Raw genomic sequence first — 11,950 nt, forward strand, 5'->3', positions numbered from 1 at the left:
TTAATCCTTAAAAGTTTGATGGAAAGCTTCAACAAATTCTGCGTTTAGCGTTCTGTTGTTATTTGTGAAAGTGAAAAAAGGCAAGCCTTTTAAATGGAGTTTTTTGTTATGGCTTTTAAGCGTGGCGTTTTCTAGCATTTCTAAAAATTCTTTTTTCCAAGCGTTAGAAGGTTCTAAATGCTCGCCTTTAGCTTCCATGTAACAAGTGAAGCCTAAAAATCCATCTTCATGCGTTTGGGCAAAAAGGATAAAATCCGGCTCAAAACCTTGCGCGTAAAAGGGGCTATTTTCTATATTGCAAAAAACTTTTAATTCAGCGAAATGATCGTTCCTCAAAACGCACCATTCTTTGAATTTCTTGTTTAAAAGCTCTTTATTTTTATTGATAAAATCTAAAAAATCCCTTTCTAAATCGCTGTCCAGTTTCCGCATGTCTTTAAAAAGCAGCCATTCATAAAAGGGAATGTCTTTTTCCAACTCGCTAGCGCTAAGGCTTTTATTATGCGTTTCAAATTCTTTCAATTCTAACGCGCTCACGCTAGGTTTATCTTGCTCTTTTAAAAGCGTGTCTTTTAAGTTTTCAATGATATAAACAGCGAGCTTTAAAAGGATTTTGTTGTCGTCAAACTTTTGGCTTTTATGGAAGTTTGTTTTTAATGGAGAAATATATTCCTTTATAAATCCCACTTTATTGTTAAAGGCATGTTTTTTAAAGGCTTTTTTAAGCGTTTTAAAATCCAGGTTTTTTAAATTAAGGGCTTTTAAAAAATAATTTATGGGGATTTTATCTAAGATATAGGGTATATAATAAGTTCTATCGCCTTTATTTTCTTCTTTAAAGTCCACTTTCTTTTCACGCACGCCAAAAGCAAATAAGGGGACATGCAAACTTTTGAGTGTGGCTTCAACAGGGCCTGAATAGTCTTTATTGAAGAGGTTGTTATTTTTTTCTCTTTTATTGCTCGCGTAATAGCATTTGAAACGCTTGGTGGGTGTTAAAGGGATAGTCTGTTTTTCATTTACAAATCCTAATCCTAAATCTTGTAACTCGTTGTTTAATTTAGCGATAAACTCGCTGTCATAAATGGCATGGTAGTCTAACCTTTCTAACGCGCTTAAGGGGTTAAAAAGATCGAATTTGCGTTGGTAAAACTCTATGCGGCTTGGCTTGAAATCGTTATAGCTAAAGGGGTAGTATCTCGCTCCTCGCCCTATGAGCTGGGCGTCTTTAATGGTGTCTTTTTGGCTCGCTTTATTTTTAAGCCTGACAATGTCAAACAAATTCAACACATCCCAGCCTTCATTGAGCTTATCCACGCTAAAAATCACTCTTTTAGGGTTGTCTCTGTCTTCTAGGGAGTTCAATAAAGGCATGCCCTTTTCTAATTCTTTTTCGTTATTGGTGTTAATCTGGGTGCTTTTTTTGAATTTCGTTTGCAATAATGCGGTAAGGTTAGGGGTGTAATTTTGCTTGTCAAAAAAGTTTTTAGCGTCTTTAAAAAAAGCGTTGCGGCTGTAATGGAAAAAATTTTCTAAATCTAAAGGGCTTAAATTTTCTAAAAAGGCGTTGAAGCGCTCTTGATTTTCTTTGCTGTCTTCAATCCTCTCGCTTTTAAACAAAATGCATGGTTTAAAGTTTTCAATATTATGGTGTTGGGCTAGTAATTCTTTATACAAACTGGAAACGCATGCCCCTAAAAAGCGTGTTTCTAATGCTTTATTTTCATAAGAAAGGGAGTAGATGTTTTTGCAAAATTTATCCTCGCTAAATTCTTTTAAGGTGTAAGTTGCCACCTTTAAGTTTTTATATTTTTCTTCAACGCTTTTTTCTTTAGGGATAGTGGCGCTAAATTCCAGCAATAAGTTGTCTTTATTTTGTTCTAGGGCTAATTTCACCACGCTTTCCCAATTGCGTTTTTCACTAGCCTCACTATCATTTAATTTCTTTTTAGTCTCTGTGTTTAAATGGTGCGCTTCATCCGCTAAAAAAACCAATTTCTGATCTTTTAAATCCTCTATGCTGATAGCGTTTTCTTTAGCTTTAGTGAATAATGAAAACAAGCCTTGAATGGTGCTAAAATAAATGTTAATAGCGTTGTTATGGCTCTCGTTTAAATTATTGATGCTTTTAATCTCTATGTTTTCATCATTGATATTGATATTCTCGCTAAAAAGGTATTTTGATGAAACGCTGTCTGTAAAATTCAATTTCGTTTTTTCTAAAATGCTAGTGCTGTTCACAAAAAAGATGAAGTTTTGATAGCCTTGCTTATAGCATTCTAAAATCAAACCCGCCATCACTAAGGTTTTGCCGCTACCGGTGGCCATTTCAAACATGAAATGCTTTTGAGTGGGGTTAGATTGGCGTTTTTCTAAATAATTATGTATCGCTTGTTTTTGATAATCTCTAAGCTCTTTTTTTAAATTACTAGTGATGTGGGTGGGTAGCTCTATTTCTTTATCATTGGGTGCGCTATTTGGCGTGCTATTAGGCGCGTGATCTTTTATCGCTGATTGGGGGGGGGGGGGGTAACAGGTGCGAATGAATCTTGCATGAAATCCCTTAAGTGAAAAGTTAGGGGAATTATAGCGTAAAGTTTTGAGATTGACTTTAGAGGTGCGAGCTTGAATTAAAATCAAATAAAGTTTTAGTTTTAATATTTAATGGAATAAAGCCCTTAAAATCAAAAAGCACTTCTTTTTCTTTGCTATAATCAGTCTAAAAAAACCAACTTTTTTAAAATAAAGGAATGATTATGCAAGAGATTTTTTTATGTTCTATTTCCAATGTGCGCAGTGGGGATTGTAAGGAAGATTGCGCTTATTGCACGCAAAGCTCACACCACCAAGGAGCGATTAAGCGCTATAAATTTAAAGATGAAAAAGTGGTTTTACAAGAGGCTAGAGCGTTAAGGGAATTAGGGGCTTTAGGGTTTTGTTTGGTTACTTCAGGGCGTGAATTAGACGATGAAAAATGCGAATACATCGCCAAATTAGCTAAAGCCATCAACAAAGAAGAATTGGGCTTGCATCTAATCGCATGTTGCGGGCGTGCGGATTTGGAGCAACTGGAGTTTTTAAGAGATGCGGGCATTCATAGTTATAACCACAATTTGGAGACTTCGCAAAATTTCTTCCCTAAGATTTGTTCCACGCACACATGGGAAGAAAGGTTTATCACATGCGAAAACGCTTTAAGGGCGGGGTTAGGCTTGTGCAGTGGAGGGATTTTTGGGCTTAATGAGAGCTGGGAAGACAGGATTGAAATGCTTAGAGCCTTAGCTTCACTCTCCCCGCACACCACGCCCATTAATTTTTTCATTAAAAACCCGGTATTGCCCATTGATGCAGAGACTTTAAGCGCAGATGAAGCCCTAGAATGCGTGCTTTTGGCTAAAGAGTTTTTGCCTAACGCTAGGCTTATGGTGGCTGGAGGGCGTGAAGTGGTGTTTAAAGATAACGATAAAAAGGAAGCCAAGCTTTTTGAATACGGCATCAATGCGGTGGTGTTAGGGGATTATTTAACCACCAAAGGCAAAGCCCCTAAAAAAGATATAGAAAAACTGCTCTCTTACGGCTTGACAATGGCGACAAGCTGTCATTAATGAGAGAACTTTTTAAAAGCGTTAGAGGGTTTTTGCGCCTTCTTAGAATGATTTTCCCCGAGCACTTTCAAAACGCCTTTTTAGGCTTGAGCGAATTGTTTTACTACGCTTCCAGCTTGAGTTTTTATACGATTTTGTCTTTATCGCCTATTTTGTTGTTTGTGTTTAGCCTTTTTGTGTCTCATTATTTGCAAGCGCACAGCGGTGAAATGGAAGCCTTGATTTTCCCTAACGCTCCTAAACTCATTGGCGCGATTAAGGATTTTTTAGAAAATTTTAAAAAAACAGACATGACTTTAGGCACGCTTGAAGAGGTGTCCATTGTGGTGGCGTTGGTGCTTTTTTGTGAAAACTACCGCTCCATCGCATCAAAAATTTTTGATGCAAAGCCCAGAGATTATGCGCATTTTAAGGGTAAAGAAATCTTTTTATTTTGGGGTTTTGGCACGACTTTAGTGTTTTTATTCGCTCTGCCTTTAGTGGTGTTTTTTGATATTAAGATCCAAGTGTTTTTTGAAGATAAAGATTCAAGCCTGTTGCATGTTTTAAGATGGATAGGCACTTACGCGTTTTTTTTGATCCTTTTTACTATTCCCACGAATAAGGTGTTTAAACATTATTTTTGGGTGTTTTTATGGGTGTTTTTTACGAGCGTTTCTTGGCATGTGTTAAAATGGGCCTTCACTTATTATGTGTTGTATAATCGCACTTACCATGAGCTTTATGGGAGCGTTTCTATTTTGTGGTTTTTGATGAGCTGGGTGTATGTGAGCTGGCTTGTGATTTTAATTGGCATGTATGGGTGCAAGGTGTGTGATGCATTCGATCCTAAAGAAGTGTTTAAGAAATTTTTAGGCTTTTTTAAAAAAGAAACTTGATGAAAAAAGTTCTCTTTTAGATCGGTTCTAAAAATCTAAAAACACATAAAACCATTTAAACCCCCAAAACCCCAACTAAAAAAGTTAAAAACAAAAGAAACAAAAAACAACCACCAGCAAAATAAAAGAATAAAAATCTAAAACGCTAGAAGCGTTTTTTACAATCAAACTAAAGAGCTTGATTGTGAAGCGATAACTTTTTAAAGAATAAAACTTTCTAAAAATATTTTCTTATCGCTTTTTAGAATTTAAGTGCAGTTTAGGGATTTTAAAAAACTTCATAAACTTTCTTTTAAAAGAAGCTTAGATAAGAGTTCTATAAATAATTACATTCTCTAAAGATTAAAACTTTTTTCTTAAATCCATGTTTAATTGATGCGGACTCTTTTCTTGCCAAAGATATAAATCTTAAACTTTTTAAAAAATTGGATTTTAGATCTTATGTTATGACTTTAAGTTTTATTTTATCGCTACAGGTTTTATTTTGTTTTCAAACTCGTTTTCTTAACCCTAAAAAACTTTAAATAAAACAATAAAACATTAAACCCCTAAACAAACAAAACAATGAGTCAATAATGAAATAAGATAAAAAGCAAGACTAAAAAACATTTCCCTATCCCTGCACCGACCTACATTCCCACTCTTGAAAAGAGCAGTATTATCAGCGATGAAGAGCTTGACTTCCAGGTTCGGAATGGTTAACTGGGTAGTTCCTCTTCTCTAAAGGCACAAGGAAAAGGGAGCTAAAGATAAATCGCATTTACCCTTAACTCCCCTTTCTCTTTAATAGGGAGCTGTTTTTCAACAAAGAAGATTGTTAATAACCTTTAACTTTAAAAAGAATGGATAGTCTCTCATTCCTCATTAAAGTTTAATCCTATAAAAGTCTTTATAAAACTCCAACTCTCTTACACTCAGTAAGGCAGTGGTAACTTATTCGCACTCTATTGTCGTTATCTTATCAAAAAGCAAAAAACAAGCCAAACGCTCTATTAGTAGTAGTCAGCTAAACGCATTACTGCGCTCACACATCTACCCTATCAAGCACATAGTCTTTGTGCGAGCTTCAGGGAAAGTTCATCTTGGAGTTGGCTTCCTGCTTAGATGCTTTCAGCAGTTATCACATCCGTGTGTAGCTACCCAGCGATGCTCTTGGCAGAACAACTGGTGCACCAGTGACACGTCCATCCCGGTCCTCTCGTACTAGGGACAGCTCTCCTCAACTTTCCTACGCCCACGGCAGATAGGGACCGAACTGTCTCACGACGTTCTGAACCCAGCTCGCGTACCGCTTTAAATGGCGAACAGCCATACCCTTGGGACCTGCTCCAGCCCCAGGATGCGATGAGCCGACATCGAGGTGCCAAACCTCCCCGTCGATGTGAGCTCTTGGGGGAGATCAGCCTGTTATCCCCGGGGTACCTTTTATCCTTTGAGCGATGGCCCTTCCACACAGAACCACCGGATCACTATGACCGACTTTCGTCTCTGCTTGACTTGTATGTCTTACAGTCAGGCTGGCTTGTGCCATTACACTCAACTTGCGATTTCCAACCGCAATGAGCCAACCTTTGCAAGCCTCCGTTACTTTTTAGGAGGCGACCGCCCCAGTCAAACTACCCACCAAGCATTGTCCTGCCTGTGGATAACACAGGCCAGTTAGCTAACAGAAACATCAAGGGTGGTATCTCAAGGATGGCTCCATAAGAGCCAAAGCCCTTACTTCAAAGCCTCCCACCTATCCTGCGCATGATATTCCCATTAGCAGTGCTAAGTTGTAGTAAAGGTCCACGGGGTCTTTCCGTCTTGCCGCGGGTAGGAGGAATTTTCACCTCCACTACAATTTCACTGAATCTCTGGTTGAGACAGCTCCCATCTCGTTACGCCATTCATGCAGGTCGGTATTTAACCGACAAGGAATTTCGCTACCTTAGGACCGTTATAGTTACGGCCGCCGTTTACTCGGGCTTCAATTCAACGCTTCATCTTGCGACTGACGCATCCTCTTAACCTTCGAGCACCGGGCAGGCGTCACACCTTATACTTCCTCTTACGAGTTGGCAAAGTGCTGTGTTTTTGGTAAACAGTCGGGAGGGACTCTTTGCTGAGACCGCATTGCTGCGGCACACCTTATCGCGAACTTACGGTGCTAGTTTGCAGAGTTCCTTAACCAGAGTTCTTTCACGCGCCTTAGAATACTCATCTCATCTACCTGTGTCGGTTTGCGGTACGGACGACTATGGATATGCTTAGAGGCTTTTCTTGGCACGACGGTATCAGCGATTCTCCCTTTGTCCTAAAAGGACTCAAAGAGCCTGTTTGGGTTTCAAATACAGAGGTGGATTTGCCTTCCCTCCAATCTACGCCCTTAGACTAGCGCTTCCATCAGCTAGCTCGCTTAACCCTATGCGTCCCCCCATCACGCTCCATAGTCGGTATTGGAATATTAACCAATTTGCCATCACCTACCCCTTTCGGACTCGGCTTAGGACCCGACTAACCCTACGATGACGACCATCGCGTAGGAAACCTTAGATTTACGGCGGATACAATTCTCATATATCTTATCGTTACTCATTCCTGCATGCTCACTTCATACCGCTCCAGCACTCCTTACCGGTATACCTTCAACGCTGGTATGAACGCTCTTCTACCACTGTGTTTAATACAATCTACAAATTCGGTGTCTATCTTAGCCCCGTTATATTTTCAGCGCATGACCACTAGACCAGTGAGCTGTTACGCTTTCTTTAAAGGATGGCTGCTTCTAAGCCAACCTCCTGGTTGTTTGAGTAGCCACACATCTTTTTCCACTCAGAATAGAACTTAGGGACCTTATTTGGTAGTCTGGGTTGTTCCCCTTTTGACGATTGATTTTATCACCCACCGCCTGACTCCCAAGATACGATAAAAGGTATTCGAAGTTTGATAGGGTTTGGTACCGCGGCGAGCAGCCCTAGCCCAATCAGGGCTCTACCCCCTTTTATTATCACTTGAGGCTATACCTAAATATATTTCGAAGAGAACCAGCTATCACTAAGTTTGTTTGGCCTTTCACCCCTATCCACAGCTCATCCCAACCCGTTTCAATGGGTACGAGTTCAGTCCTCCACGCGCTATTACACGCGTTTCAACTTGGCCATGGATAGATCACTTAGCTTCGGGTCTGCAGCATCTGACTTGTTCGCCCTATTAAGACTCGCTTTCGCTACGGCTTCGCATTCGCTTAACCTTGCCAGATACCACAACTCGCAGGATCATTATGCAAAAGGCAGTCCATCACCCTGATAAATCATAGGGCTCTGAATGATTGTAAGCAGATGGTTTCAGGTTCTATTTCACTCCGCTCACTGCGGTTCTTTTCACCTTTCCCTCACGGTACTTGTTCGCTATCGCTCAAAGAGTAGTATTTAGGGTTGGAGAGTGGTCTCCCCGGCTTCAACCTGGATTCCTCGTGTCCTGGCCTACTCTGGATACTGCTACCTAAGAACGCCTTGTCGCATACAAGGCTATCACTTTCTATGGCTTACCTTTCCAGGTAACTCTGCTAAAGCGTTCTCTTGGACGTTGCAGTCCTCAACCCCGAATGCAAGCACTCGGTTTGCCCTTTTCCCCGTTCGCTCGCCACTACTTAGGGAATCTCGTTGATTTCTTTTCCTCTAGTTACTGAGATGTTTCACTTCACTAGGTTCGCTCTCTAAATTAGAGTAACTAATATCTCTATTAGTTGGGTTACCCCATTCGGACATCTACGCATCAAAGCTCCTTGACAGCTCCGCATAGCTTATCGCAGTCTAGTACGTCCTTCATCGCCTCTCTTTGGCAAGGCATCCGCCATCTGCTCTTAAAAGCTTGTTTTAAATTTTAAAATATCCTTTAAAACCCGCCCTTTTATAATGAATAACGACAATTGCACGAATATTCTTCAGCGCTACCACTGCCTTAATGAATATAAGACAGAGTTATTGTAGTTTTACTTTACTTTTACATAGGCTATTAACAATATTAAATCAAATAACTTCGTTTTTCTTTAAAAACCCGCTATAATCACTCTTAATATTAAACCCTTTAAGAAGACTAAAAATGCTTGATCCCTAATCTTTTTTAATGCTCAAGTTTTACTAGCTGACGGGCTTTATATTTAAAGCTTTTAGCTTTTACAACTTGCTTGAGTGGTTTCAAATTAAAGAACTTTTTAAAGCTTGTCTTTAAAAACGAAATGTAATTATAGACATGCAATGCTTAAAGTTTGCTTAAAGTTTTGAGAGTTTGGAAGAAAATTTAGAGTTTGAAAGGAATTTTAAAGTTTGAAAGAAAATTTAGAGTTTGAAAGAAAATTGAGAGTTGGAAAGGAATTTTAGAGTTTGGAAGGAATGGATAAAAGTTATTGGAAATGATTGGGGAGTGATTGGAATTAGGGGGTAGCAAAATAAAGCTTTAAGATAAAAACACATTATTATAAAATAAGATAAAAACACATCATCATTAAATCAAATCAAACACATCATAAAATTAAATAAAATGCATCATTAAAAAATAAATACGCATCATTAACCATTGATTAAATACCACTAGATACAACACTCCAAGTCATCTTTTTTTCAAAAAAGGGGTAGAAATGGCATTCAATCATTCAATCATTCAATCATTCAATCATTCAATCATTCAATCATTCAATCATTCAATCATTCAATCATTCAATCATTCAATCATTCAATCATTCAATCATTCAATCATTCAATCATTCAATCATTCAAGCAATCAATCAATCATTCTATCAATCAATCATTCTATCATTCTATCATTCTATCATTCTATCATTCTATCATTCTATCATTCTATCATTCTATCATTCTATCATTCTATCATTCTATCAAGCAATCAAGCAATCAAGCAATCAAGCAATCAAGCAATCAAGCAATCAAGCAATCAAGCAATCAAGCAACGCTACCATAACTTTTATCGCTTTTACAAAAACCTATTTAAAAATCCCCTATTTTTTATTATTCCCCCTTTCATTAACCCTTTTATTCCCTCTTTTATTCCCCCTTGCATTAACCCGCACCACATTTTTAAAAAATTTGATTCCATAAGCCCCATTTTTAAACCAGTGGGGCTTACAGAGTTAAATTCAAAGGAGAAATGATGGCTCAGTTAGAAGATTTAAAAGTGCATGAAAAATACAATTTGTTGTTGTGCTTATTCAAAAGCGATTATTACAACGATCCAACAAATACGGATTTAGAAGGCAAGCCTTTCAAACAAGCTTGTGAGGAATGCACTTTGACTTTTTTTCGCCCAAGAAGGGATGAAGTGGCTCAAGAAGAGGATTTTCAAAAGGTGCGTAAAGCGGATTATGCTGTTGCTATTGTGTATGAGAAATCAACTAAAGAAGCTATAGTCCAACGGAGCGTTTTTGCCCTAAAGATTGACCATGACACTATCGGGACTGATGAAGAGGGAGCGTTAAAGGTTGAGGGCGTTTGCGCTCAAAAAGGGAGCCAAGAATACGAAGAATTAGTCAATAAAAACACTTGGCACTTCACGCACAGCACAAGACTTGGACAACCAAAATTGATTGAGCGAAAAAATTAAGGGGTTATGGGTTCTTAACCCATAAACTTATGAAAGGATTTTAATGGAATTGTTAAATTTAGACGGAGTGATTGAAAAAGGCGTGTTTGAAATCCCCAGCTATCAAAGGGGGTATGCATGGCAGGAAAGGCAATTGAAGGATTTTTGGAACGATTTAGAGCATGTCTCTAAGCTGGGAAACAAATTCCATTACATGCACAGCCTAACCTTAAGAGGGCTTGAAAATGAGCTTGAATATAGCGCTTTTGAAATCATAGACGGCCAGCAACGATTGGCTACAAGCCTGATTTTACTGAGCCTTTTAGCCAAAACCACTAAACATAAAGACCCAAAGTATTATTCAATGAATCTCGAACCCGTTCTGTCCTATAAGTATTATGGTTTGAGTGAAGCTTTTGGGGCGATCATGGGAGAAGAAAAAGATTTAGAAAGGTTTCAAACTTCTTTTTACGCTAAAAATTTGATTGACACTTGTGTGGTTTTTAAAGAAAAAATCAGCGATACGCCTATGGAAACGCTTGAAAAAATGTTTGACGCTCTCACTAAAAAAATGCTTTTTAGCGTGGTGGAATTGAACGATAACCGAATCGATCCGTTCAGCTCTTTTGAAACGATCAACAATCGTGGCAAGGATCTATCCACTTTAGAATTGTTAAAAAACCGCTTGCATTTTGTGGTGCACAAGATTTGCGATGAAGAAGATTTAGAAAATCTTCAACAAGAGATCAATGACACCTACACCAGGATTTATCACGATTTGAGATTCTTTAAAGACGATCATTTAGAGAGTTTTTTAAAGCATTTCGTGGAGTATTATTATGGCGAGAAAAGGGATTTTAAAAGGAGGTTATTGGAAATGGAGTTTAACGCTCATAAAAGATATACCCATAACACACCCTTTAGCGATGAATATGACAAAATAGACGAGCTGTTATTTTATCTTTCTTATTCTTCTAAGGTTTGGTATTTCTTGCACACGCTTGATGATGAAGAGCTTAGGATTGAAATCACGCCTAAAACGCTCATCTTGTTAGAAAAAATGCGGCGCTTAAACGCTTTGAGCGATAACGCTTTTCTGCCCTTATTGCTCTCTCTTTTAACCATACAGCTTGTTGGAAGGAGTGGCGATGAACAGCATTACACGACCAAAGAGTTGGAAGACCTATTAGAATATTTAGAGCGTTTTGGGTTTTTAATCTGTGGGGTTACTGGCAAGAATACGGCTAAAAAAGAATGGATTAGATTAGCCTTCAAAGCGATTCAAGCGTGTAGATTTTGGGGAGATAAAATAACCATTGAAGATCTTCCAACGCTAGAAAAAGATTTTTTCAAGGGAGATCATAGTGGCTTAAAACTGCTTGAGAATAATATTAATTTTAATAATGCTAAAAAATGGTATGAGTGGAAAAATGCACTGAATTACTTGCTTTATGAATACGAGCTATACCATAACCCTGAAACGACTCTGAATTTTGATAGCAGTATAGAAAGCATTGAGCATATCTTGCCCCAAAAACCCGATCAAGGCTATAGCACTAAAGAAAAAGATTGGGCTAAAAACCCCCATATCGTGCATGCTTTAGGGAACTTGCTCTTAATTGCTAAAAACGCTAACAGCTCTTTAAGCAACAAGCCTTTTGAGGAAAAAAGAAAGGCATACCTTAAAGGCTCTTATAGTGAAAAAGAAGTGGCTAAAAACGCTTCTTTTGGGGTTGTAGAGATTCAAGAAAGGAGCGAAAAATTATTAGACTTTTTAATCATGCGTTATAACATCGCTGAATTGGTAGGTGAAAGCGCCATTAAAGCTTTTAAAAACGCTCTTTTGAAAGAGATCAAATGAAGCGATCACTCAAAAATAAGGGGGCGTTTGAA

6 protein-coding genes and 2 rRNA genes are annotated in these 11,950 nt (G+C 38.4%); 5 read left to right on the forward strand and 3 right to left on the reverse strand.

From position 1 onward, the window contains the following. Positions 1–2,640 carry a DEAD/DEAH box helicase family protein gene (locus tag HPB14_RS06675; RefSeq protein ID WP_000600832.1) on the reverse strand — a complete coding sequence of 880 codons (2,640 nt, stop codon included), beginning with the start codon at positions 2,638–2,640 and terminating at the stop codon, positions 1–3. Positions 2,641–2,756: 116 nt separating this feature from the next. Between HPB14_RS06675 and HPB14_RS06680 the strand changes: the two genes are divergently transcribed. Beyond that, entirely contained in the window at positions 2,757–3,605 is an 849-nt protein-coding gene (locus tag HPB14_RS06680; RefSeq protein WP_001155604.1) for a biotin synthase, read from the forward strand. Beyond that, complete coding sequence (locus HPB14_RS06685; RefSeq protein ID WP_001208625.1) at positions 3,605–4,483, forward strand: YihY/virulence factor BrkB family protein; 879 nt, start codon at positions 3,605–3,607, stop codon at positions 4,481–4,483. Before HPB14_RS06680 ends, HPB14_RS06685 begins: the two co-directional genes overlap by 1 nt. 616 nt (positions 4,484–5,099) lie before the next feature. On the opposite strand, the gene rrf is transcribed toward HPB14_RS06685, so the two are convergent. Further along, a 5S ribosomal RNA gene (gene rrf, locus HPB14_RS06690) occupies positions 5,100–5,217 on the reverse strand. Between the two features lie 237 nt (positions 5,218–5,454). Then, positions 5,455–8,341 (reverse strand): 23S ribosomal RNA (locus HPB14_RS06695). A 760-nt stretch (positions 8,342–9,101) separates the two neighbouring features. On the opposite strand from HPB14_RS06695, the gene HPB14_RS07770 reads away from it, so the two are divergent. Genes HPB14_RS07770 through HPB14_RS06705 form a run of 3 tightly spaced genes read left to right on the forward strand, consistent with a single transcriptional unit; the run spans position 9,102 to position 11,918 of the window. Next, positions 9,102–9,629, forward strand: a complete 528-nt coding sequence (locus HPB14_RS07770) for a hypothetical protein (RefSeq protein WP_014658498.1) — start codon at positions 9,102–9,104, stop codon at positions 9,627–9,629. Next, positions 9,629–10,078 carry a hypothetical protein gene (locus tag HPB14_RS06700; protein WP_014658499.1) on the forward strand — a complete coding sequence of 150 codons (450 nt, stop codon included), beginning with the start codon at positions 9,629–9,631 and terminating at the stop codon, positions 10,076–10,078. The genes HPB14_RS07770 and HPB14_RS06700 overlap by 1 nt, the downstream gene beginning before the upstream one ends. 43 nt (positions 10,079–10,121) lie before the next feature. Continuing rightward, entirely contained in the window at positions 10,122–11,918 is a 1,797-nt protein-coding gene (locus tag HPB14_RS06705) for a DUF262 domain-containing protein (RefSeq protein WP_000421838.1), read from the forward strand. Positions 11,919–11,950: the final 32 nt, after the last annotated feature.

The organism is Helicobacter pylori HUP-B14, from assembly GCF_000259235.1.
GTDB classification, from domain to species: Bacteria; Campylobacterota; Campylobacteria; order Campylobacterales; family Helicobacteraceae; genus Helicobacter; species Helicobacter pylori_CU.